This window comes from Streptomyces luteolus (assembly GCF_029968015.1).
Classification (GTDB): Bacteria; Actinomycetota; Actinomycetes; order Streptomycetales; family Streptomycetaceae; genus Streptomyces; species Streptomyces luteolus.
The window spans coordinates 133,326-155,463 of sequence record NZ_JASCIS010000006.1 but is presented as its reverse complement, the minus strand read 5'-3'; the positions used below and the strand labels follow the sequence as shown (position 1 = coordinate 155,463).

Genomic DNA, 22,138 nt, shown 5'->3' with positions numbered 1-22,138 from the left:
GAGCGGTCGGGAGCAACCTCCCCCGCAAGCTCTGCGCTTCAAAATCCGGCTCCACGCGTGCGTGGTACCGGTTTCAGAGCAGTGTCTTGACCGTAAGAAACTTTCCGACTATCCGTAACCTCCCGGAAGTTTCCTTCACCAGTCCGGGGCCGCGCGGTCCACGGACGCCGGACGTGCGCGGTCTCGGGCTCCGAGTCTCGGGAGCGACATGTCCGATCGCCTCCGCACCTCCAGACGTACTTTGCTCGCCGCCACCGCCGGTTCCGCCGCCGCCGTCGCGGTGGGCGCCGGCTCCGCGCACGCGGCGGAGGAGAGCACCGTGAACCGCACCGCCCTGCGCTCCCTGATCGACCGCATGAGCCTGGAGGAGAAGGTCGGCCAGCTCTTCGTGATGCGGGTCTACGGCCACTCCGCCACCGAGCCCGACCAGGCCGACGTCGACAAGAACCTGGAAGAGGCGGGCGTGCGCAACGCCGCCGAGCTGGTCGCCAAGTACCGCGTCGGCGGCATCATCTACTTCGGCTGGGCGCACAACACCCGCGAGCCGCACCAGATCGCCGACCTGTCCAACGGCATCCAGCGCGCCGCGCTCCGGCAGCCGTCCCGCGTACCGGTGTTGATCTCCACCGACCAGGAGCACGGCATCGTCGCGCGGGTCGGCGAACCCGCCACCCTCGTGCCCGGCGCGATGGCGCTCGGTGCCTCCGGATCACGCGCGGACGCCCGCAAGGCCGCCCGGATCGCGGGGCGTGAGCTGGCCGCGATGGGCATCCGGCAGAACTACGCGCCGGTCGCCGACGTGAACGTGAACCCGGCCAACCCCGTGATCGGCGTACGCTCCTTCGGCTCCGACCCGCAGGCCGTCGCGCGGCTCGTCGAGGCGCAGGTCGAGGGGTACGAGAGCGGTGGAGTGGCCGCGACCTGCAAGCACTTCCCCGGGCACGGCGACACCAAGGACGACAGCCACTACTCGCTGCCGACGATCCACCACACGCGCGAGGAGTGGCAGCGGCTCGACGCGCCGCCGTTCGAGGCGGCGATCGCGGCCGGGATCGACTCGGTCATGACGGCGCACATCGTGGTCCCCGCGCTCGACCCGGCCGAGGACCCGGCGACACTCTCGGCGCCCATCCTCACCGGCATCCTGCGCGAACAGCTCGGCTACGACGGTGTGGTCGTCACGGACTCCCTGGGCATGCAGGGCGTCCGCACCAAGTACGGGGACGACCGGGTCCCGGTGCTCGCCCTGAACGCGGGCGTGGACCAGCTGCTCAACCCGCCGAAACCGGAGGTCGCGTGGAACGCGGTGCTCCAGGCGGTCAAGGACGGCGAGCTGACCGAGGAGCGGCTCGACGAATCGATCCTGCGCATCCTCGAACTCAAGGCCCGCCGCGGCCTGTTCCGGAACCCGTACGTCACGCACGCGCGCGTGGAGCGCGAAGTCGGCACCCGCGCGCACCGCGCCGCTGCCGACCGGATCGCCGAGCGCACGACCACGCTCCTGGTCAACGAGGGCGGGCTGCTGCCCCTCTCACCCCGCGGGCAGCGCGATGTCCTCGTGGTCGGCGCCGACCCGGCCTCCCCGTCCGGGACCACGGGACCGCCGACGACGGTCCTCGCCGACGCCCTCACCGGGCTCGGCTTCACAGCCACCGCGCTGTCCACGGGTACGGCCCCGTCCGCGGCGAAGATCGACGAGGCGGTGGCGGCGGCCGCGGGCAGGGACGCGGTGGTCGTCGGGACGTACAACGTGACGGCGAGCAGCTCCCAGCGCACGCTCGTGGAGCGGCTGCGCGCGACCGGCGTCCCGGTGGTCGCGGTCGCCATCCGCAACCCGTACGACGTGGCTCAGCTGCCGGAGGTCGCCGCGCACCTGGCGGCGTACTCCTGGACCGACACGGAGCTGCGTGCGGCGGCGCGGGTGATCGCCGGGCGGGCCGAACCGGAGGGGCGGCTGCCGGTTCCGGTGCAGCGAGCGGACGATCCGGGGCGCGTGCTGTATCCGGTCGGGTACGGGCTGTCGTACTAGGCGCGGCCTGTTCCTCCCCTCCCCGCCCCTTCCCGAAAGCTTGCAGCGGCCTCGGGGCTGCGGCCCGGACCCCGCTTCGTCGTTCGTCTGCCGCGCCGTCGTGGCTGGTCGCGCCCCGCGGCGGAGCCGCAAATGTCACAGCCGCGCCCCTGTCGGGGGGGCGGGGCGAGGGCCCCCGCCCCCCCCCCCCCCCCCCCGCGGGGGGCCGGGGGGGGGGGGGGGGTGGCCAAACGAGGCGCCGGGGGGGGGGGTGTCCGGCGGTCCGGGGGGGGGGGGGGTGCCGGGGGGGGGGGGGGGGGGGGCGCGCCGGGGGGGGGGGGGGGGCCCCCTCCCCCCCCCCCCCCCCCCCCCCCCCCCCCCCCCCTCTTGTTACGTCAGGCCGCCTCGAACGCCCGCCGGATCAGCGGCGCCGCCTTCTCCAAGTCGGCTGCCGAGACGATGCGGACCTCCAGGTCGCCGGTCCCGAGGTGTCCGATGCCGCGCATGTCCCGGGTGAAGCCCTCCTCCAGCTCGACCGTGTCCGGGTCGAGTCTGAGGTACACCAGGATCGCCCCGTGCTTCGGACGGAAGATCACCGACGCCACGTTCACCAACCGCCGGTAGGCGAAGTAGTGCCGCAGCGACGCCACCTCCACCTCGCCCCACGCCGTGATGCCTCGTCCAATTCCGCGTACAGGTGCCGCAGGCACTCCGGCACCGCTCCGCCACCCGCAGGCGGAGAGATCGCCGAAGCCGTCGGCACGCTGTCCGCCACGGGTGCCCGCTCCCGGCCCCGGCGAGACGAGGCAGCGCTCGGGAAGCCGGTCGCGGAGTCCACGAGTAGCAGTCCCAGCAGGCCACCGTCGAAGATCCGGTAGCGGACCAGGTCGATCCGCTCGGGCAACCTCTGCACCGCCACCCGGTCGTGGTGCGAGAAGCCCGCCGCGATGCAGATTATCCGCGGACGACGCCAGTCGACGGACTCAGCGGCCTCCGCCCCCAGCACCTTCCGCACGAGCGCCTCGAACTCGTGGTGCGCCGACTCCAACCAGGACAGGTAGGAGACCGCCTGGGACATCACCCCGCTGTCTGAGCCCTTCTTGAACTCGATCACCACCGGGCTGCCGTTCTCGTCGAGCCCCAGGTTGTCGATCCGCCCCCGGTGCCAGGGGCCGGTCTGGTACTCCGATGCCAGGAAACGGACGCCCAGCACCCCGTCCGAAGAAGCCACGCCGTCGGCCGTCCCGTCCGCACCCGCCGGCGAGGCAGCCGAACCGGCGGCCGAGGTGGCCGAGGCGCCGGAGACGGCCGAGGTGCCGGAAGCCGTGGCGCGGGACGCCCGCGAGTTCGGGGCGTACGCACGTACCGGCGGCTGGGCCTTCGACCGCAAGGTGGCGCGCAGCGTGCGCCCCGGCGGCCAGGCGGCGGGCGAGACATCTCCGCGAAGGAGTTCGCGGGGCTGGCGGAGTGCTCGCCGGAGCGGGTCATGCGCTACTACCGCGCCTGGGACATGGCCGCGGACGACGGCCTCGTCCCGCAGTTCGAGGCGCTGGCGCCGGGCGAGGACATCGCGCTCCCGGACGCCGACGTCTGGCTCAGCTACTACACGTCCCGCTCCAGCGCGGCCTCCGTTCGCGGCACCGCGATCACGGCCGCCCCCGAGGCCGAGGGCATCCGCCCGACCAAGGCGCTGGAGGTCGCGGAGAACCCCACCGCGCTGCGCGCCGCGATCATGGCCGACCCGGGAACCGCCCGGGCCGCCCGGCACGCACTCCTCGACCGCGTCAGGGAAGACCCGGCGCTGCAGGCCGAGTTGGCCCGCGACATCACCCGGAGCAGCGAGCTGAAGAAGGCGGTGGCGACCGAGTCCAAGGCGGCCGACCGCATCGGCTACGTCCGCCAGATCGCCGAGAACGGCCAGTTCAAGACCCCGGCCGGACGGACCCTGGACGCCCCCGCCGACTTCCGCGCGGAGGCCGACCGCCACCTCTCCCTCATCGACGAGCTGGACGACGAGGACACGGGCGAGTGGGCGGCGGAGGCGTACGACCGTCAAGGAGCTCGTCACCCGCACCTGGAGGAGAACCCCGAACTCCGCGTCCAGGAGCGCCGCACCAAGTTCTACAGCAGCCTGCAGAAGGCCACGAAGGTCTTCGAGGAGCTGACCCTCGACGACGCCGCCGACCTGGACGACATCTACGAGTCCGACATGCTCACCCGCCTCGAAGCCCTCCAGGAAGCCCTCGCCACCTGCATCACGACACTGCGCCGGGCCGCCCCCGAACAGGACTGAACAGCAGGGGTGAGAGCTCCTCGGCTCTCGCCGACGTGGAACGCTCCGGGTGCGCTGCGCCCGGAGCGTTTTCCTGTGCATTTCGATAACGTGCGCGAGAGGGGCCCGCGGCGATCACTCGAATTCCCGCTGCAGTGCTTGCCGCGGGCCCCTCGTCAGCCCGGTCGGGCGCATGATGGCCACCTGTATCTGTCCCTATCCCATGACGGGTCATGGGCCGTCGTGCTGCCCGGAAACAGAAATGACAGGCACCCGACGTCAGGAAGTCCCCATGAATGCACAGCCGTCCGCCGAGTCGTCGAGAATTCGCGTCGATCTGCTCACCAAGGAGTTTCCGCCGGATGTCTACGGCGGCGCCGGGGTGCACGCGGCGGAGCTGTCCAAGGTGTTGCGGGGCCTGGTCGATCTGCAGGTGCGTTGCTTCGGCGAGCCGCGCACCGAGCAAGGAGTCACGGCGTACCAGGAGCCGTGGCTGCCCGACGATGCCAACCCCGCGCTGCGCACGCTCGGCGTGAACGTGCCGATGGCCGCGGACTGCGCGGGGGCGGATCTGGTGCACAGCCACACCTGGTACGCGAATGCCGCGGGCGGGCTCGCGCAGACGCTGTACGGCGTCCCGCACGTGGTGACGACCCACAGCCTGGAGCCCCTGCGGCCCTGGAAGGCCGAGCAGTTGGGCGGTGGGTACGCGCTGTCGTCCCTGGTGGAACGCACGGCGCTGGAGCACGCGGACGCTCTGGTCGCGGTCTCGCGCGGGATGCGCGAGGACATTCTGCGGGCCTACCCGGGTGTCGACCCCGAGCGGGTCCACGTGGTGCACAACGGCATCGACACCACCGTGCAGCGGCCCGACCGCGGCACCGCCGCGCTCGAGCGGTACGGCATCGACCCGGACCGGCCGATCGTGCTGTTCGTGGGCCGGGTGACCCGGCAGAAGGGGCTGCCCCAACTGCTGCGCGCGGCCTTCAGGCTGACCCCGGAGGCCCAGCTCGTGCTCTGCTGCGGGCAGCCCGACACCGCGGAGATCGCCGCGGAGACGGCCGCCCTCGTCGAGGAGCTGAGCCGGGTGCGCAGCGGTGTCGTACGCATCGACGGCATGCTCGACCAGGTCTCGCTGCGGCAGCTGCTCACGCACGCCGACGTCTTCGTCTGCCCTTCGCTGTACGAGCCGATGGGCATCGTCAATCTGGAGGCGATGGCCTGCGAGACGGCCGTGGTCGCCACGGCCACGGGCGGTATCCCGGAGGTGGTGGCCGACGGCGAGACCGGGATTCTGGTGCCCGTGGAGCAGGAGCAGGACGGCACCGGGACGCCGCGCGACCCGAAGCGGTTCGCCGATGACTTCGCGGCGGCCGTGAACCGGCTGCTGGCCGAGCCCGAACTGGCCCGGACCATGGGGAAGGCCGGCCGGGCGCGGGCCGAGGAACAGTTCGGCTGGGAGCAGGCCGCGCGCCGGGTGCGGGAGATCTACCGGGGTCTGCTGGGGCACTGAACCCCGGGGCCCTGGCTGCCTGTCGCGGGCCGCGGAGACGTATGCGATCGACCTGAGGTCGAGCCGTGTCCGCGACCCCGGCGCATCCTCCATCCCCCGGAACTTCATGAAGTCCACCTGGATTCGACTCGTATCCGCGACCCGGCGGATCTGCGGACCTCATGATGTCCCACGGAACCCTTTGACCGGGCCACGGTGCCCGCCCTTACCTTCGGCGCATGTCTCACGCCACGGCGACAAGCAGCACTCTGGAGATTCCCGCAGAAGAACCGGACAAGCCGTCCGGGAATTCAGGGCAGCCGTCCGCCGAAACGCGGGTGACCACCCTCGAATTGTTCTTCGATCTCGCATTCGTCTTCAACTTCACCCAGCTGGCCCGGGTATTCAGCCGGGATATGAGCGCGACCGGACTGCTCCGGGTACTGCTGATCTTCTGGCTGCTGTGGTGGATGTACGGCGGCTACGCCTGGCTGACCAACCATCTTCCGCCGCACAAGAAGCGGCACCGGCTGCTGCTGTTGCTCGGGATGGCGTCCTTCCTGGTCGTCGGTCTCGCCACCCCCAACGCCTTCAACGGTGACGGCGTCGCCTTCGGCGTCGGATATCTGCTGATCGTCTCCGTGCACGCCGCGCTCTTCGCCTTCAGCGGTCCGCGGGCGGCCCGCAACATGCTGCGGATCGCGCCGTTCCACGCGGTGGCCGCACTGCTGATCATCTGGGCGGGGTTCCTGGAGGGGCCCGTGGCATACGCGTGCTGGGCGGGTGCCGTGGTGCTCGAAGTGGTGGCGCCGATGATCACCGGCGTCTCGGGGTTCGAACTGAAGCCGGGGCACTTCGTGGAACGGCACGGACTGCTGATGATCATCGCTCTCGGCGACTCGTTCCTGGCGCTCGGCATCGGCACCAACGGCGGCCAGGCCGGTCTCTCCGTGGTCACAACCGCCGTCCTCATCTTCGTCATCCCGGCCTGCCTGTGGTGGGTGTACTTCGACGAGTCGGAGAAGGCCCGCAGGGCCGAGCGGGCGCTAGAGCGCCAGGACGCCCTGACGCGCTCCCGGATGGCGCTGTCGGCCTTCTTCTACGCCCATGTGCCGATGCTGCTCGGGCTGATTCTGATCGCGGCGGCCGTGAAGAAGACGATCGCGCACCCCTTCGGCCAGCTGGCGCCGGCGCCGTCGTTCGCGCTCGCCGGTGGCGTCGCGCTGTACCTCGTGGGCATCGCCTGGTTCCACAGAATTCTCAAGATCGGCCCGCAGAGATTCCATTTGGCCGCTGCCCTTCTGTCCGCCGCCGCCATTCCGGTGGGGCGCTTCGGGGCCGCCGTGGGCGAAGTGTTCGTACTCGGGGCGCTCATTGTGAGTGCGCTGTTCATCGAGCACCGGTGGACCAAACAGATGGCGCACACCTGTTGACAGCCGTAGAAACAGAAATCGAAGCAGGAACGGGAACGGAGATGGGCATGAGTTCGCTGGAAGACCGCCTGGACGTCATCGAGACCTGCACCAGGGTGGCCTGGTACGTCGACCAACGTGAATGGGACGCCCTGTACGGGGTGTTCGCGGACAAGGTGCTGCTCGACTACACGAGCCTGAACGGCGGCGAGCCGTCGACGGTCTCCACCGAAGAGGTGATCGCCGCCTGGTCGGGACTGCTCGGCAACCTCTCCTCCACCCAGCATCTGATCAGCAATTTCCTGGTGGATGTGCGGGGCGACGAGGCGGTCTGCACCGCGATGTTCCAGGCCGTGCACCGGCTGCCCAACGAACTGGGCGGCCCGCACTGGACGTTGGGCGGGCAGTACCGCTGGACCCTCTCCCGCACGGCCTCCGGCTGGCGCATCTCCGCCATGGTGATGACGGCGCGCTGGTCCGAGGGAAATCGCCACATCATGACGCCCGAAGGGCAGCGCACCGGCGCCGAATCAGCGGCGGACTGAAAGACCTCAGAAAGTCAACTGGCCTTTCTTGGGGCCGCCTCGAAACGCACACCATGATGGCCGGGAAATGGGCTGCACCGGAAATGCCCACCGTCTTGGAATGCCACCCTCTCAAGGAGAGCGCATGAGTGAGCTCACGGAAGAGACCCGAATAGTCGTGGAGCGCTGGTTCGACGCGCTCACGAGCGGCGATTTCGAGACCGCGCTCAACACCCTCGCCGAGGATGTCGAGTGGATCAACTACAGCCCGGTCCCGGGTTACAACGACGACATGAAGTGGATCGGCACGGTCCGAGGCCGCGACGCCGTCCTCGAGACCCTGAAGGTCTTCACCGGCACCGCGGACGTGAAGGTCGAGAAGCTGATCAACCTGGTGGTCGAGGGCGACCAGGCCGCCGGCGTCATCCACGAGGTGTCCGTGGTCAAGGAGACCGGCCAGGAATTCGAGATCGAGTTCATCCAGTGGCTGACCGTCCGGGACGGGCACATCGTCCGCTGGAAGTCCTACACGGACCCCTCGCAGATCATCCGCGCCCTGCGCGGTGACAACAAGGCCGAGGTGACGTCCTGATGAGCGCCCAGCTGATCGCCGCCGTACGGCGCGGAGAGACGGCCGAGGCCGAGAAGCTGCTCGCGGGCGGCGCCGACGCCTCGACGCGCGAGACCACCACCGGGCTCACCGTCCTGATGATCGCCGCCGGGCAGGCCGACGCGCCCACCGTGCGCGAGCTGATCCGCGGCGGTGCCGACGTCCACACCGCGGACCGCAGGGCCGGCGCCACCGCACTGCACAAGGCGTGCCAGGGCGGCAGCCTGGAGGTCGTCCGCGCGCTGGTCGAGGCCGGGTCGTTCGTGGACGCCGTGGCCCCGACCACCGGGCACACCGCCCTGATGGACGCCCTCTGGTACAAGTACCCGGACATCGCGGAGTACTTGCTCGGCCAGGGCGCGAGCCTGAAGGTCTACACGCACTACGGCTTCTCGCTCGAGCAGCACTTCGAGTACGAGCTGAACGTCAACACCTTCGGCAAGGACAAGCTGCTCGAGGCCGAGCGGCACCTGAACGCCCGCCGCGAGCGCGACGCCGCCGCCGTGGCCCGGCAGCAGCTGATGGCCGCCACCGCCGAGGGCAACACCGAGCTGGCGGGCAAGCTGCTCGCCGACGGCGCCAAGGTCGACGAGCGTTCCCCCGACCTGGGCAGCTTCAACGACAGCCACACCCCGCTCCTCGTGGCCGCCCGCGACGGGCACGCCGAGATCGTCCGCCTGCTGCTCGACGCCGGCGCCGACGTCAACGCGGTCGAGCCCACCTTCGGCGCCGTGCCGCTGCACAAGGCCGTCTACAACGGCCACGCCGGCATCACCGCCGACCTGGTCCGCCAGGACGGCACCGACCTGGACTTCCAGGGCGCCACCAACGGCTACACGCCGCTGCACGACTCGCTCTGGCACGGCTACGAGGAGTGCGCCCGCACCCTCGTCGAGGCCGGCGCCCGGCTCGACCTGGTCGGTCACGACGGCAAGACGCCGCTCGACCTGGCCGTCGAGGTGTTCGGGGCGGAGCACTCGCTCACCGGGCTCATCCGGGACCGCGCAGCAGCCTGAATCATCCTACCCCGAACAGGAGTTGACGCATGCTCTTCTACGTCCAGATGAAGTGGAAGCACGAGGGCCGGATCACCCTCGACGAGCTGTGGGAGGTCGAGCAGGAAGAGGCCGTCCACGCCCAGGAGACCGTGGACTCCGGTTTCTGCGTGGGGATCTGGAAGGTGGCCGCGCAGAAGCGCGTCATCGCCATCATCGACTCGCCGGACGCCGAGGAGCTGGACCGCACCGCCCTCGGGCGGCTGCCGATGCGCGAATACCTCGAGTTCGAAGAGGTCTGGCCGCTGCGCGATTACCTCGGCTTCGCCGAGGACGTCAAGCAGCGCTACAAGGTGTGACGGGGAGCCCTCGCAGATGAGCCGGCAGCACGCCCGCACCGCACTCGTCACCGGCGGCAACCGGGGCATCGGCCTGGAGACCTGCCGCCAGTTGAGCCGCGCCGGACTCCACGTCGTCCTGGCCGCGCGAGACCTCGCGCGCGGACAGGAGGCGGCCCGCGGACTGCGCGGCGCCGGCGGCACGATCCGGGTCGAGGAGCTGGACGTCACCAGCGGCAAGAGCGTCCGGGAGTGCGCGCGGCGCCTCGCCGACGCAGATGTCGAGGTCGACGTCCTGGTCAACAACGCCGGTGTCTACCCGACCGACGGCTTCCTCTCGATGAGCGAGGAGACCCTGGACCACGCGCTCGACGTGAACCTCATGGGCGCCTTCCGCACCTGCCGGGCCTTCGTCCCGGCGATGGCGCGGCGGGGCTACGGCCGGGTGGTCAATGTGTCCTCCGGGCTCGGGGCGATGACGGACAACGTGCCGTCCCCCGCGGCGTACGGCATCTCCAAGGCCGCGCTGAACGCCCTCACCCTGGTCGTTTCCTCGGCCGCTCCCCCGTCCGTGAAGGTCAACGCGGTCTGCCCCGGCTGGGTGCGGACCGACATGGGCGGGTCCTGGGCGCCGACGAGCGTCGAGAAGGGCGCGGACACAGCGGTGTGGCTGGCCCAGTTGCCGGACTCCGGGCCCAGCGGCGGGTTCTTCCGCAATCGTCGGCCGATCGACTGGTGACCCCGGCCGCGCCAGTCCGCATCGCTTCCGCCACGTACGAGAGAGGAACAAGATGAAGCTCACCGTCCGGCGCCCGCGCCGGTCCCGCCTCGTCGTCATCGTGGTGGCCGCCGTGCTGGTCCTCGGGGGTGCCGCGCTCAGCAACGACTACGTCCGGGCCGTCACCACCGAAGCCATGCGCTCCACACCCGAGGAGCACGACAAGAAGACCCTCGACTCGCTGCAGCCCGCCGTCCGCACCTATGTGGACGCGGTGAACAGCAAGGACGTCGACCGGCTCGTCGGGGCCTTCCACCCGGAGGGCGAGGCCGGTGACACGGGCCGCTCCTTCCACGGGCGCGAGGAGATCCGCGACTGGGCCTCGGACGAGGTGATCGGCGGCGAACTGACCGTCCTCGCCCACACCCCCGCCGAGAACGGCTCGAACGTGCTGGTGCGATTCGCGAACGGCGGCCTCGGGGCGTTCCGCGCGCACTACGAGTTCGCCCTGAAGGACGGGCTCATCCATCGCGTTTCCATGAGTTATGCCTGACCTCGGGACAAGGAGAGCCCCCGTGCGACACCGCGTCCTGATCCCGGCGGCCCTGGCCGCCACGCTGCTGATCACCGGCTGTTCGAGCACACCCGACGAGCCGGACAAGCTCGCCGGGACGTCCACCCCCGCCGCCGAGAAGAAGGGCGACACCGAGTCCGGCGCCGCCGGGGCCGATCCCGCGACCCGGCGCTATATGGACGCGGTGGCCGACAGCGACCTGGACGCCCTCGCGGACGCCTTCCACGAGGACGCCGTCGCCGTCGACGTCAGCCGTGAGTTCCGCGGCCGGGATGCCATCCGCGACTGGGCAGAGGCCGAGGTGATCGGCGGGAGGCTGCGGATCCTCGAGACCACCCCCGAGAAGGGCGGGACGACGCTGCTCGTCCGCGTCGACCCCGGCGGCTTCGAGGCGACCTACGAGTTCGACGTCCGTGACGGGCGCATCAGCCGGCTCAGCCTGCAGTACGCCTGACCGCTTCCGTCCCACCCATCAGTTCCGAATAATGGAGGGAGCTCGCTCATGAGCACCGACACCGCGCCCGGGGTCAGTGAGACCCGGAGCAAGTACGCGTTGGCCACCCTCGGCCTCGGCGCGTTCGCCATCGGTACCGCCGAACTCGTGATCGTCGGCGTGCTGAATCTGATCGCCGGCGATCTGGACATCTCCGTCGGCACCGCGGGACTCCTGGTCACCGCCTACGCCCTCGGCATCTCCATCGGCGGCCCCATCGTCACCGCGGCGACCATCAAACTGCCCCGGCGTACGCTGCTCCTGCTCGCCCTGGCCGTCTTCATCGTGGGCAACCTGATCGCGGTGTTCGCCTCGGTCTTCGGACTGCTCCTCGTCGCCCGAGTGATCACCGGTGCCATCCACGGCCTGTTCATCGGTGTGGCCAGTGCGGTGGCCGCGAGTCTGGTGTCGGCCGAGCGCCGCGGCCAGGCCGTCGCCATGGTCTTCGGCGGTATCGCCGTCTCCACCGTGATCGGTGTCCCCCTCGGCACTCTGATCGGTCAGTCCATGGGCTGGCGCGCCGCCTTCGTCGGCGTCATCATCCTCGGCGCACTGGCCCTCGTCGCCACGCTGGCCCTGGTGCCCTCCGTCGAGGGCAGCGGCTCCGGCGGTCTGGGCGCGCAGGCCAAGCACGCATTCGCCCCGCGGGTACTGGCCATGCTCGGCGTCGGACTGCTGCTGCTCGGCGGGCAGTTCACCGCGTTCACCTTCCTCACCCCGTTCCTGGAGGACGTCACCGGCATCAGCGGTGGCGCGGTCAGCGCCTTCCTACTGATCTTCGGTGTGGCCAGCGCGATCGGCACCTTCGCGGGCGGCAAGTTCGCCGACAAGAACGCCAACGCCACTCTGCTCGTCGGCAACGTCGTGCTGGTGCTCTCTCTGGGAGCTCTCTACCTCATCGGCTCCAACCCGCTGCTCGTCGGCGTGGCGCTCGCGGCCTGGGGCCTCGTCGGCTTCGGCATCGTGCCCTCGCTGCAGCTGCGGGTGATCTCTCTCGCGGGCCCCGGCGGCGACCTCGCCGCGACCCTGGGTGCCTCCGCTGTCAACGCCGGTATCGCCGCCGGTGCCGCGATCGGCGGCTGGGCCGTGGCCGCGAGCGGTGTCGAGGAAGTGCCGCTCATCGCTCTGATCATCTGCGCCGTCGCCCTGCCGGCCACCTGGGCCACCCGCTTCCTGAAGGCACCCGTGACCACGGCGCCGAGTGCCGACGTCGATCCGGACACCGCCGGCGATTCCGACAACACCCTTGTCACCACCGCCAGTTGAGGAGACATCCCATGCAGATCGTCAAGAAGGACAGCCTGCCCTCCGTCCGCATCGACGGTGAGGTGGCGGCGCGCATCTTCAGCGGCGCCAAGTACGACAACGTGAGCGTCTCCGCGTTCATCGTCGACGTGGCCCCCGGTATCGGCCCCAACCGTCACCAGCACCCGTACGAGGAGATCTTCGTGATCACCGAGGGCACCGTGGAGCTGGAGGCCGGTGGCGAGGTACTGCACGCCACGCCCGAGGAGATCGTCATCGTCCCCGCCGGTGTTCCGCACCGGTTCTCCGCAGCCGGTGACGGCCGTGCCCAGATGGTCAACATCCACGCCGCCGCGGAGGTCGTCACCGAGTTCGTGCCCGACGCCTCGGACAGCAGCTCCTACGAGTACAACCACGCCTAGGAGACAGCGCACATGAAGATCGGCATCCTCGGCAGCGGCCAGATCGGCTCCACCCTGGCCAGCCTGCTCACCACCGCGGGCCACGAAGTCGCCATCGCCAACTCACGCGGCCCGGCCACGCTCACCGACCTCGTCAAGGAGCTGGGTGAGAACACCCGTGCGGCCACCGTGGAGGAGGCGATCGCCTTCGGCGACCCGGTGTTCCTCGCTATCCCGTTCAACCGCTACCGGGACCTCCCGGCTGACGCGTTCGCCGGCAAGGTCGTAGTCGACACCACCAACTACACGCCGGGACGGGACGGCCGGTATCCCCAGCTGGAGACGGACGCGACCACGTCCAGCGAGCTGATCGCCGGGTACCTCGAGGACGCACGGCTGGTGAAAGCCGTCAACACCATGAACTACCGGCCGCTGCTGACCCGCGGGCTGCCGGGCGGCCCGCGGGCGCAGCGCCTGGCCCTCTTCGTCGCCGGTGACAGCCCCGAGGCCAACCGGCTCGTCGTCGAGCTGATCGAGCAGCTCGGGTTCGCCGCGATCGAGACCGGAGCGCTGGTGGCGGGTGGCGCACGCCAGCAGCCCGGTGGGGCCGTCTTCAACGTGCTGCTCCACCCCGACGACGTACGGCTCGACGCCTGAGCCGGCGCAGTCCCACCAACCCTCCCCTTTAAGGAGTGACTTCACCGTGACACTGGACGCATCCGGCGGCCGAACCGTACGTGACGCAACACTGGACGTACTGCGACAGCTCGGTCTGACGACCATCTTCAGCAATCCCAGCCACAGCGAGATGAAGCTCTTCGAGGCATGGCCCGAGGACGAGTTCAAGTTCGTGATGGGCCTTCAGGAGGCTTCCGTCGTCGGTATGGCCGACGGCTACGCGCAGGCCACCGGCGAGCCGTCGCTGGTCATCATCAACGGCGGGCCAGGCCTCGCCAACGCCATGGGCAGCGTCTACACCGCCGCGTCCGCCAAGACTCCGATGGTCATACTCGGCGGCCAGCAGGCCCGCAAGATGCTCCTCGGCGAGCCCTTCCTGGTAGCCAAGGACTCCACCCAGCTGCCCAAGCCATACATCAAGTGGGCCGGTGAGCCGGCCCGCCCGCAGGACGTCCCGGCGATGATCGCCCAGGCGTACCAGATCGCCAAGCAGTCCCCGCAGGGCCCGGTGTTCGTGGCCGTGCCCGAGGACGACTGGGTACGCCCGGCCGACCCGGAGCCGCTGCGCATCGCCAAGGTGGAGAGCGCCGTCGAGCCGTCGCCGAAGGCCCTGGAGCGCATCGCCGCCGCCCTGGACGGCGCCAAGCGCCCCGGCCTGATCGCCGGCGGCCCGGTGGACGCCCAGGGCGCGCGCGGCGACCTTGTCGCCCTGGCCGAGAAGCTCAATGCCCGGGTGTGGGGCGCGCCCGTGTGGAACCGCGGCGCCTTCCCCGAGGACCACCCGCTGTTCGCCGGGGTCCTGCCGCCCATCCCCGAGCTGATCAACCAGCGGCTCTCGGAGCAGCACGACGTGGTCGTGGTGCTCGGCGGCCCGGCCTTCACCCTGTTCACGGCCTGGGACCTGTTCTCGACCGCGCCCGCCGAGCTGGACAAGAGCCCCCGCCCCGCGCTCACCCCCGACGTGGCGTTCCTGCACGTCACCGACGACCCGCAGGCCGCTGCCGCCACCCTGGCCAACGAGAGCTTCGTCGCGCCGCCTGGTGCGGTCGTCAAGGGCCTCGTGCCACTGATCAAGAAGCGCAAGCGGGTCAAGCTGAAGACCGTGCGCGAGCCTGTGGCGGTGCCCGAGGCGTCGACCCCGCTCAGCCAGGCATACCTCTTCCACCTGCTCTCCAAGGAACTGCCGGACAACGCCGTGCTGTTCGAGGAGCTGCCGATCGCCCGCGCGGACTTCCACGAGCAGATCCCGCTCGGCGCCGACAACGGCTACTTCGCCACTGCGAGCGGCGCGCTCGGCTTCCCGTTCGCGGGCGCCGTCGGCTACGCGCTCGCCCGTCCCGACCGGCGCGCGGTCGTCGTGGTCGGCGAGGGCTCCGCGCAGTACACGCTGCACTCGCTGTGGACGGCGGCCCAGCACAACCTGCCGGTCACCTTCGTCATCCCGGACAACGCGGGCTACCTCTCGCTCAAGTACTACCTCCAGGACCAGAAGTCCTGGCAGAAGGGGTACGACCTGAGCGGCGTCGACATGGCCCAGCTGGCCCGCGGCTTCGGCGTGCCCGGCGAGCGCATTGAGACTCCCGAGGGCCTGCAGGCGGCGCTCAAGGAGTCGCTGCAGGCCGACGGTCCTGTGCTGCTCGACGTCATGGTCGCCGACCCCGGCCTGTTCCGGCTCTGAGCAGAACGGCAGCTTCGGTTCAGGTCGGCGGGTTCTCATCCGCGTCCCGCCGACCTGAACGCCGGCAACGCCCCAACTCCACGCCCATGGAAGGGAAGGCATGACAACGCATCAGTCGCGACCGCTCGAAGGCGCCACCGTCGTCGTCATCGGCGGCAGTAGCGGGATGGGCCTCGGGGTCGCACGCTCAGCCGCCGCACAGGGTGCCGCCTCGGTCGTGGTCACCTCACGTTCCGCCGACCGGCTCCCGGACGCCGCCGCCCGGGTCACCGAGGGCGTCACCGGCGCCGCGCCCAAGGTCGACGCACTGGTCTGCGATCTGACCGACGAGCAGTCGATCGACGCTCTCTTCGACCGGGTCGGGCCCCTCGACCACCTCGTGGTCACCGCCTCGCCCGGGTCGTCCGGCAGCGCGTTCCTGGATACCGAGGAGTCACAGGCCCGCGCATTCGTCGACGGCAAGCTGTGGGGCTCATGGCGCGCCGCGCGGCGTGCGGCGCTTCGGATGACCGGAGTCGGCGCGGCCGGCCGGTCGATCACCTTCGCCACCGGCGGCATGTCCGTACGGCCGATGGCCGGCCGGATTCCCGTCACGGTGGCGTTCGCAGGGGTGGAGGCGCTGGCCCGGGCGCTCGCCGTGGAGCTGGCGCCGCTGCGCGTCAATGTCATCCGACCCGGTATGACCGACACCGAGATGTGGTCCTCCGTACCGGAGGACCAACGGCGGGAGATTTTCGCGGAGTTCGCCAAGAACACTCCCGCGCGCAGGGTCGGGCTGCCGGAGGACATCGGTGCCGCAGCGACCTATGCGATGACGGCGGGCTTCGTCACCGGAGCCGTCCTGGATGTGGACGGCGGATCCCTGCTCACCTGAGCGACACCTCGAGCGACACCTATTTCGACAAGCAAGCAACCCAGGAGGCACATCATGAGCACTGTCGAGACCGTCAGGTTCCACCTGAGCGACGGGGTCGTCCCGGCTGAATTCATAGCGCTTGACCAGAAAATGGAGGCCGACTACATGGGCAAGCGCCCGGGATTCCTCTCCCGGGAGATCACGCGGAACGACGACGGTGAGTATCTGGTGATCGTGCACTGGGCCACCGCCGAGGACGCCGACGCCACCATGCAGGCGTTCTTCGGTGCCCCCGAGACCCAGGACTTCCTGAGCTCGGTGGACAAGTCCACCGTCCAGTCGGGCCGTTACGCACAGGTCGAGCGCTAGGTCCCTGCTTTCGGATCGGCCCGGACCCGGAGGGCAGAGGCTTCCGGGTGACCCGAGCCGGGTCAGGTGCGTGCAGCTGCAAGGCGGAGGATGCTGTGACATCAGCCGCTGGCGCGGCGGGCGACGCGGAGCGTCGGCAACTGACGACAACGCGGCAGATGGGCTTGCCAGACCCCGCGACTCCGGGAAGATCCGAAAGAGAGGGCCTAGTGACCTGAGTCAGAGGTTTGTCGTTGGTTTGGTGTGAGTCGACCTGGACCGAAGATCCCGCCGCTATCTGTAACTGAGGCCCAGCGGGCCGTGCTTGAGGGTTGGGTGCGTCGGCGTTCGACGGCTCAGGCGCTGGCCCTGAGGTCACGCATTGTCCTGGCGTGCGCGGAAGGCCATTCGATCGCGGAGGTGTCGCGCCGTCTCGGGATCGCTCCTGAGACGGTCCGCACCTGGCGCAGGCGGTTCCTCGACCGCGGTCTGGAGGGCTTGTGTGACGAACCGCGGCCCGGTGTCCCGCGGAAGATCACCGATGCCGATATCGAGAAGGTGATCGTCAAAACGCTGGAGGAGACACCGAAGAACGCGACACATTGGTCGACCAGGTCAATGGCGGCGGCCACGGGCATGTCGCAGTCGACGGTCTCGCGGATCTGGCGGGCGTTCGCGCTGGCCCCGCACCGCTCGCAGGCGTTCAAGCTGTCGACCGATCCCCTGTTCATCGACAAGGTCCGCGATGTCGTCGGCCTCTACCTCGACCCGCCGGAGAAGGCCCTGGTCCTCTGCGTGGATGAGAAGTCGCAGATCCAGGCCCTGGACCGGTCCCAGCCGGTCCTGCCGATGATGCCCGGCGTTCCTGAACGCCGCAGCCACGACTACGTCCGTGCCGGCACCACCACCTTGTTTGCCGCCCTCGAGGTCGCCACCGGCAAGGTCATCGGCTCCCTCCACCGCCGCCACCGGGCAGCGGAGTTCAAGAAGTTCCTGACCAAGCTCGACCGGGAAGTGCCCGACGACCTCGAAGTTCACCTGATCCTGGACAACTACGCGACCCACAAGACACCCGACATCAAGCGGTGGCTGCTGGCGCACCCCCGCTTCCACCTGCACTTCACACCGACCAGCGCGTCCTGGCTGAACCTGGTGGAACGGTGGTTCGCCGAGCTGACCCAGAAGAAACTCAAGCGCGGCGTCCACCGCTCCGTCCAAGCCCTCGAACGCGACATCAGAGCCTGGCTCACCGACTGGAACGAGCACCCGAGGCCCTTCGTCTGGACGAAGACCGCCGACGAGATCCTCGACAAAGTCGCCGCCTACTGCCACCGAATCTCTGACTCAGGTCACTAGGTCCTGTCGTCACCGCGACGTCTTCGCCGAGAGGACGGGCACCCGGTGACGAAGAGCCCAGAACTCCGTAACACCGCCGCGAGGGCGCCCGGGCAGCCCGGGCGCCCTCGCCGTCGTTTCCCCAGCAACCACCGACCGATGAGGATCGATGACGAACTCCCCTGCTTCCCCCCGTAGTCACACGTTGGCGGAGCGCGAACTGCGCGCCGCCGTCCGCGGCACCGTCCTCACGACGACGGACGCGGCGTACGACGGAGCACGGCGGATCTGGAACGGGGCGGTCGACCGGCGCCCCGCCGTCCTGACCCGCTGCGCCGACGCCGAGGACGCGGCCATGACCGTCCGTATCGCCCGGGAGCACGGTCTGCCGCTCTCGGTGCGCGGCGGCGGCCACGACTGGTCGGGCCGGGCGCTACGCGAGGGCGGCGTCGTCCTCGACCTGTCCGAGCTGCGCGGCGTCACCGTGAACCCGAGCGATGCGACCGCCACGGCCCAGGGCGGCGTACGCGCCGGTGACCTGGTCGCCGGTGCCCACGAGCACGGCTTCAAGCCGGTCGTCGGCACCGTGAAGGCGGTCGGAGTGACCGGCCTGACCCTCGGCGGCGGCTACGGCCTGCTCGGCGGGCTGCACGGGCTCGCCGCCGACAACCTGCTCGCGGCCCGGGTCGTCCTCGCCGACGGCACGGAGGTCACCGCCGACGCGACCGAGAACCCCGACCTGTACTGGGCGCTGCGTGGCGGAGGCGGCAACTTCGGGGTCGTCACCGACCTGCGTTACCGCGTCCACCCCGGCGCCACGGTCCTCTCCGGCCTGCTGCTCTTCCCGCTCGACCAGGCGTCGAGCGTGCTGCGTGGCTACCGGGAGCTGATCGCCGAGGCACCCGACGAGCTGACCGTGATGGCCGGGTTCTTCACCGGCCCCGAGGGCACCCCTGTGCTGTTCCTCCTCCCGATGTGGAGCGGCGACCCGGCGCTCGGCAACGACGCGGTGGCCCGCCTGGCGAAGCTGGGAACACCAGTGTTCGGCGAGGTGAACCCGATGGCGTACCAGGACGTGCTCGGCATGTTCGACGCGGTCGTCGTGGACGGCCGGCACAACGAGATGCGGACGCGCTGGCTGCCGGAACTCACGGACACCACCACCGAGTTGCTGATCGCCGCGGCGGCGCGGATGACCTCGCCGTACTCAGGTCTGTATCTGCACCACTTCCACGGAGCGGCCGCCCGGGTGCCCTCGGCGGACACGGCGTTCGCGCTGCGCAAGGACCACCTCCTTGTCGAGATCGCCGCGTCCTGGGCGCCGGCGGGCGACACGGAGGCGGACGCGGCGCACGGCCAGTGGGCGCGGCAGGTGTCGGCCGAGCTCGCCGAGTCTGCGCTGTCCGGCGGCTACCCCAACCTGCTCGGCTCCGACGAACGGGAGCGGGCGCTCGCCAGCTTCGGCGCGGGCGGCGCCGAGCGACTCCTCGAGGTCAAGCGGCGCTACGACCCGGACAACGTGTTCAGCGCCGTGCCCGCGCTGCTCCCCACTCCTTCCTGAAGGCGGTTCCACGATGACTTCCCCGACTTCCACCACCACCGTCACGGCGGTTTCGTTGTCCCTGGAGCAGGCGGTGTCCAGGGCCGAGGCCGGCGTGGCCGCCGCGCGGGCCCTCGACGCACGCATGAACATCGCGCTCGTCGACGCCGCCGGGCACCTGGTGCACTTCTCCCGCATGGACGGGGCCTGGCTCGGCTGCATCGACTGGGCGCTGAAGAAGGCCAAGACCTCCGCGCTGTTCTGCCTGCCGACCGCCGCGGTCGGCGAGCTGTCGCAGCCCGGGGGGCCGGTCTACGGCATCGAGTCCACCAACGGCGGCTTGGTGACGTTCGCGGGCGGCCTGCCGATCACCGACGCCGAGGGCACCGTCATCGGCGCCGTGGGCGTCTCCGGCGGCACGACGGAACAGGACGCGGCGGTGGCGGAGGCGGCGGTGAAGGGCGAGGCCGAGGCGCGTACGGCCAAGAAGACGGCGAGCCCGGCGAAGAAGGAATCCGCCCCTCGCACCGCCAGTGCCACGGCCCGTACCACCAAAACCACAGCGGCAGCCAGGACCACGGCCGCGGCCAAGAAGACGGCCCCCAAGAAGAGGGCGAGCCAGGCGAAGACCCGGCGCCCGGGCCGCGCCGCCTGAGGCCCGGCAGTTGCCGGGCCTCGCTCTCTGCTTCTGCTCCCCCACGCCGCCGGGCGGCTCGCCCGGCGGCGTGGGGCGTCCCGCGATCGTCGTCGTACCGGCCGACGGCGCGGCTGCTCGGCCGGCCCTGCTCCCTCGCTGTGAGAGCCCCAGCCAAGAAGACAGCGCCGCACGGGCTGACTGCCCGTCCGGCGCTTGCGGACGGAAGCTCAGACCGAGCCCACAGGCACGTCGTCACTCTCCGGCTCCCGCGCGCCCGCCTCCGTACGAGCCACTGGCACCGACGTGTCCGAAGCAGGCGTCGAAGCCGCCCTTGCCTCCCGCCGGTTCATCACCCTGCGCGCCACCGGCTCTGTGAAGCGAGCCGTCAGCGGGCCGATCACGACAAGGAGCAGGACGTACGCAGTGGCTAGTGGGCCGAGGCCCGGTTCGACGCCCGCCGTGACCGCCAACCCGGCGATGACGATGGAGAATTCGCCCCTGGCCACGAGCGCGCCGCCCGCGCGCCAGCGCCCGCGGACACCGATGCCCGCGCGTTTGGCGGCCCAGTAGCCCGTGGCGATCTTCGTCAGCGTGGTGAGCACCGCCAGGACGAGTGCCGGGAGCAGCACTGGCGGAATCGTCGCCGGGTCGGTGCTCAGACCGAAGAAGACGAAGAAGACCGCGGCGAACAGATCGCGCAGCGGCATCAGCAGATGGTGGGTGTTCTCCGCGACCTCGCCGGAGAGCGCAATGCCCACCAGGAACGCCCCGACCGCAGCGGACACCTGCACCTGTTGGGCGAAGCCAGCCACCAGCAGGGTGAGCCCGAGTACGACGAGGAGCAGCTTCTCCGGGTCGTCGCTGGAGATGAAGCGGGAGATCACCCGGCCGTAGCGCACCGCGACCAGGAGCACCGTGCCCACGGCGGCGAGCGCGATCGCCAGCGTGAGGCCACCGGCCACCAGCCCGGCCCCCGCGAGGAGCGCGGTGAGGATGGGCAGATAGACCGCCATGGCCAGGTCCTCCAGGACCAGGACGCTGAGGATGGCGGGGGTCTCGCGATTGCCGAGCCGGCCCAGGTCGCCGAGGACCTTGGCGATCACCCCGGACGACGAGACCCAGGTGACCCCGGCCAGCACCACCGCCGCCACCGGCCCCCAGCCGAGCAGCAGGGCGGCGGCCGCTCCCGGCACCGCGTTGAGCGCGAAGTCGACGGCGCCCGCCGGTGCGTGGGTCTTCAGATGCCCCACGAGATCGCCCGCGGTGTACTCCAGGCCGAGCATCAGCAGCAGCAGGACGACGCCGATCTCGGCGCCCACCTCGATGAACTCCTCGCTGCCGCCGAGCGGGACGACGCCGCCGTGCCCGAAGACCAGTCCGGCGAGGAGATAGAGGGGAATGGGGGAGAACTTGAGGCGAACGGCGAAGCGGCCGAGCAGGCCGAGGGCGAGTACGACGGTGCCGAACTCGATGAGGAAGACAGCGGAGTGCACGCGATCACGTCCGCTCGAGGATCGCGTGCGCGCCGTCGACGCCTTCACGGGTGCCGATCACGATCACCGTGTCGCCGCCGCGCATCCGGAAGTCCGGCCCCGGCGACGGAATCGCGTGGGACCGGCGCATCACGGCCACGATGGAGGCACCGGTCTCGGTGCGCATATGGGTCTCGCCGAGCGTGCGGCCGTTCCAGTACGAGGGGCCGGTGATCACGACTCGCTCGGCGAGCAGCCCGAAGTCGCTGGTGTGCAGCAGGTTCGGGTTGTTGTGACCGGGCAGCAGGGCATCGGTGAGCGACAGCGCCTCGCCGGCCGTGAGCGGCAGCGACAGACCGGCGGAGTCGGGGTCCTCGTCGTGGTGCACATTGAGGGTGCGCCGGCCGTCGCGGTGGGCGATGACCGACAGCGTGTCCTGCCGTCGGGTGGTGAGTTCGTACTGCACCCCGATGCCGGGCAGCGGGGTGGTCCTCAGACGCGGAGCGGGCACG

At 70.4% G+C, this 22,138-nt stretch carries 21 protein-coding genes and 2 pseudogenes; 20 read left to right on the top strand and 3 right to left on the bottom strand.

Annotation, left to right across the window (positions count from 1 at the left end):
- Positions 1–208: 208 nt before the first annotated feature.
- Positions 209–2,029: a glycoside hydrolase family 3 protein gene (locus QIT00_RS08120; RefSeq protein ID WP_282534442.1), complete on the top strand. Its 1,821-nt coding sequence runs from the start codon at positions 209–211 to the stop codon at positions 2,027–2,029.
- Positions 2,030–2,403: 374 nt separating this feature from the next.
- Here QIT00_RS08120 and QIT00_RS08110 read toward each other — a convergent pair.
- Positions 2,404–3,239 (bottom strand): annotated as a pseudogene (locus QIT00_RS08110) (DUF5655 domain-containing protein).
- A gap of 55 nt (positions 3,240–3,294) precedes the next feature.
- On the opposite strand from QIT00_RS08110, the pseudogene QIT00_RS08105 reads away from it, so the two are divergent.
- The 19 genes and pseudogenes from QIT00_RS08105 to QIT00_RS08015 all read left to right on the top strand — a co-directional run bounded on the left by QIT00_RS08105 (position 3,295) and on the right by QIT00_RS08015 (position 20,172).
- Positions 3,295–4,301, top strand: a pseudogene (locus QIT00_RS08105) (hypothetical protein).
- A gap of 271 nt (positions 4,302–4,572) precedes the next feature.
- Positions 4,573–5,793 (top strand): glycogen synthase, encoded by a 1,221-nt coding sequence (gene glgA / locus QIT00_RS08100; RefSeq protein WP_282534440.1) that lies wholly within the window; start codon positions 4,573–4,575, stop codon positions 5,791–5,793.
- 218 nt (positions 5,794–6,011) lie between these two features.
- Positions 6,012–7,205 carry a low temperature requirement protein A gene (locus QIT00_RS08095; RefSeq protein WP_282534439.1) on the top strand — a complete coding sequence of 398 codons (1,194 nt, stop codon included), beginning with the start codon at positions 6,012–6,014 and terminating at the stop codon, positions 7,203–7,205.
- A 47-nt stretch (positions 7,206–7,252) separates the two neighbouring features.
- Entirely contained in the window at positions 7,253–7,729 is a 477-nt protein-coding gene (locus QIT00_RS08090; protein ID WP_282534438.1) for a nuclear transport factor 2 family protein, read from the top strand.
- 124 nt (positions 7,730–7,853) lie between these two features.
- Positions 7,854–8,300: a nuclear transport factor 2 family protein gene (locus QIT00_RS08085; RefSeq protein ID WP_282534437.1), complete on the top strand. Its 447-nt coding sequence runs from the start codon at positions 7,854–7,856 to the stop codon at positions 8,298–8,300.
- Entirely contained in the window at positions 8,300–9,334 is a 1,035-nt protein-coding gene (locus QIT00_RS08080) for an ankyrin repeat domain-containing protein (protein ID WP_282534436.1), read from the top strand. The genes QIT00_RS08085 and QIT00_RS08080 overlap by 1 nt, the downstream gene beginning before the upstream one ends.
- Before the next feature lie 29 nt (positions 9,335–9,363).
- Entirely contained in the window at positions 9,364–9,672 is a 309-nt protein-coding gene (locus tag QIT00_RS08075) for a muconolactone Delta-isomerase (protein WP_282534435.1), read from the top strand.
- Between the two features lie 16 nt (positions 9,673–9,688).
- Positions 9,689–10,390, top strand: coding sequence for an SDR family oxidoreductase (locus QIT00_RS08070; protein ID WP_282534434.1), 702 nt, complete (start codon positions 9,689–9,691; stop codon positions 10,388–10,390).
- A 52-nt stretch (positions 10,391–10,442) separates the two neighbouring features.
- Positions 10,443–10,922 carry a nuclear transport factor 2 family protein gene (locus QIT00_RS08065; protein ID WP_282534433.1) on the top strand — a complete coding sequence of 160 codons (480 nt, stop codon included), beginning with the start codon at positions 10,443–10,445 and terminating at the stop codon, positions 10,920–10,922.
- A gap of 22 nt (positions 10,923–10,944) precedes the next feature.
- Positions 10,945–11,397, top strand: a complete 453-nt coding sequence (locus QIT00_RS08060; RefSeq protein WP_282534432.1) for a nuclear transport factor 2 family protein — start codon at positions 10,945–10,947, stop codon at positions 11,395–11,397.
- A gap of 48 nt (positions 11,398–11,445) precedes the next feature.
- Positions 11,446–12,702 carry an MFS transporter gene (locus QIT00_RS08055; protein ID WP_282534431.1) on the top strand — a complete coding sequence of 419 codons (1,257 nt, stop codon included), beginning with the start codon at positions 11,446–11,448 and terminating at the stop codon, positions 12,700–12,702.
- Between the two features lie 11 nt (positions 12,703–12,713).
- Positions 12,714–13,103 (top strand): cupin domain-containing protein, encoded by a 390-nt coding sequence (locus QIT00_RS08050; RefSeq protein ID WP_282534430.1) that lies wholly within the window; start codon positions 12,714–12,716, stop codon positions 13,101–13,103.
- 12 nt (positions 13,104–13,115) lie between these two features.
- Complete coding sequence (locus QIT00_RS08045; protein WP_282534429.1) at positions 13,116–13,739, top strand: NADPH-dependent F420 reductase; 624 nt, start codon at positions 13,116–13,118, stop codon at positions 13,737–13,739.
- Between the two features lie 46 nt (positions 13,740–13,785).
- The gene (mdlC, locus tag QIT00_RS08040) at positions 13,786–15,438 is read left to right on the top strand and encodes a benzoylformate decarboxylase (protein ID WP_282534428.1); all 1,653 of its coding nucleotides are present in this window, start codon (positions 13,786–13,788) and stop codon (positions 15,436–15,438) included.
- Between the two features lie 100 nt (positions 15,439–15,538).
- Entirely contained in the window at positions 15,539–16,312 is a 774-nt protein-coding gene (locus QIT00_RS08035) for an SDR family oxidoreductase (RefSeq protein ID WP_282534427.1), read from the top strand.
- A gap of 54 nt (positions 16,313–16,366) precedes the next feature.
- Positions 16,367–16,663 carry an antibiotic biosynthesis monooxygenase family protein gene (locus QIT00_RS08030; protein WP_282534426.1) on the top strand — a complete coding sequence of 99 codons (297 nt, stop codon included), beginning with the start codon at positions 16,367–16,369 and terminating at the stop codon, positions 16,661–16,663.
- A gap of 243 nt (positions 16,664–16,906) precedes the next feature.
- A complete protein-coding gene (locus QIT00_RS08025; RefSeq protein ID WP_282534425.1) occupies positions 16,907–17,998 on the top strand; it encodes an IS630 family transposase in 1,092 nt (363 codons plus the stop codon).
- A gap of 148 nt (positions 17,999–18,146) precedes the next feature.
- Positions 18,147–19,538: an FAD-binding oxidoreductase gene (locus QIT00_RS08020; protein WP_282534424.1), complete on the top strand. Its 1,392-nt coding sequence runs from the start codon at positions 18,147–18,149 to the stop codon at positions 19,536–19,538.
- Between the two features lie 13 nt (positions 19,539–19,551).
- The gene (locus tag QIT00_RS08015) at positions 19,552–20,172 is read left to right on the top strand and encodes a GlcG/HbpS family heme-binding protein (protein WP_282534423.1); all 621 of its coding nucleotides are present in this window, start codon (positions 19,552–19,554) and stop codon (positions 20,170–20,172) included.
- Positions 20,173–20,381: 209 nt separating this feature from the next.
- On the opposite strand, the gene QIT00_RS08010 is transcribed toward QIT00_RS08015, so the two are convergent.
- Together QIT00_RS08010 and QIT00_RS08005 are read right to left on the bottom strand one after the other, a co-directional pair.
- Positions 20,382–21,647: a cation:proton antiporter gene (locus tag QIT00_RS08010; RefSeq protein ID WP_282534422.1), complete on the bottom strand. Its 1,266-nt coding sequence runs from the start codon at positions 21,645–21,647 to the stop codon at positions 20,382–20,384.
- A 4-nt stretch (positions 21,648–21,651) separates the two neighbouring features.
- Entirely contained in the window at positions 21,652–22,137 is a 486-nt protein-coding gene (locus tag QIT00_RS08005; protein ID WP_282534421.1) for a cation:proton antiporter regulatory subunit, read from the bottom strand.
- Between the last annotated feature and the right edge of the window lies 1 nt (position 22,138).

Coding starts and splice junctions, on each gene's coding strand:
- QIT00_RS08085 (WP_282534437.1), top strand. CDS start 7,854: ATGAGTGAGCTCACGGAAGAGACCCGAATAGTCGTGGAGCGCTGGTTC.
- QIT00_RS08090 (WP_282534438.1), top strand. CDS start 7,253: ATGAGTTCGCTGGAAGACCGCCTGGACGTCATCGAGACCTGCACCAGG.
- QIT00_RS08065 (WP_282534433.1), top strand. CDS start 10,443: ATGAAGCTCACCGTCCGGCGCCCGCGCCGGTCCCGCCTCGTCGTCATC.
- QIT00_RS08020 (WP_282534424.1), top strand. CDS start 18,147: ATGACGAACTCCCCTGCTTCCCCCCGTAGTCACACGTTGGCGGAGCGC.
- QIT00_RS08070 (WP_282534434.1), top strand. CDS start 9,689: ATGAGCCGGCAGCACGCCCGCACCGCACTCGTCACCGGCGGCAACCGG.
- QIT00_RS08075 (WP_282534435.1), top strand. CDS start 9,364: ATGCTCTTCTACGTCCAGATGAAGTGGAAGCACGAGGGCCGGATCACC.
- QIT00_RS08045 (WP_282534429.1), top strand. CDS start 13,116: ATGAAGATCGGCATCCTCGGCAGCGGCCAGATCGGCTCCACCCTGGCC.
- QIT00_RS08095 (WP_282534439.1), top strand. CDS start 6,012: ATGTCTCACGCCACGGCGACAAGCAGCACTCTGGAGATTCCCGCAGAA.
- QIT00_RS08030 (WP_282534426.1), top strand. CDS start 16,367: ATGAGCACTGTCGAGACCGTCAGGTTCCACCTGAGCGACGGGGTCGTC.
- QIT00_RS08035 (WP_282534427.1), top strand. CDS start 15,539: ATGACAACGCATCAGTCGCGACCGCTCGAAGGCGCCACCGTCGTCGTC.
- glgA (WP_282534440.1), top strand. CDS start 4,573: ATGAATGCACAGCCGTCCGCCGAGTCGTCGAGAATTCGCGTCGATCTG.
- QIT00_RS08055 (WP_282534431.1), top strand. CDS start 11,446: ATGAGCACCGACACCGCGCCCGGGGTCAGTGAGACCCGGAGCAAGTAC.
- QIT00_RS08120 (WP_282534442.1), top strand. CDS start 209: ATGTCCGATCGCCTCCGCACCTCCAGACGTACTTTGCTCGCCGCCACC.
- QIT00_RS08050 (WP_282534430.1), top strand. CDS start 12,714: ATGCAGATCGTCAAGAAGGACAGCCTGCCCTCCGTCCGCATCGACGGT.
- QIT00_RS08015 (WP_282534423.1), top strand. CDS start 19,552: ATGACTTCCCCGACTTCCACCACCACCGTCACGGCGGTTTCGTTGTCC.
- QIT00_RS08080 (WP_282534436.1), top strand. CDS start 8,300: ATGAGCGCCCAGCTGATCGCCGCCGTACGGCGCGGAGAGACGGCCGAG.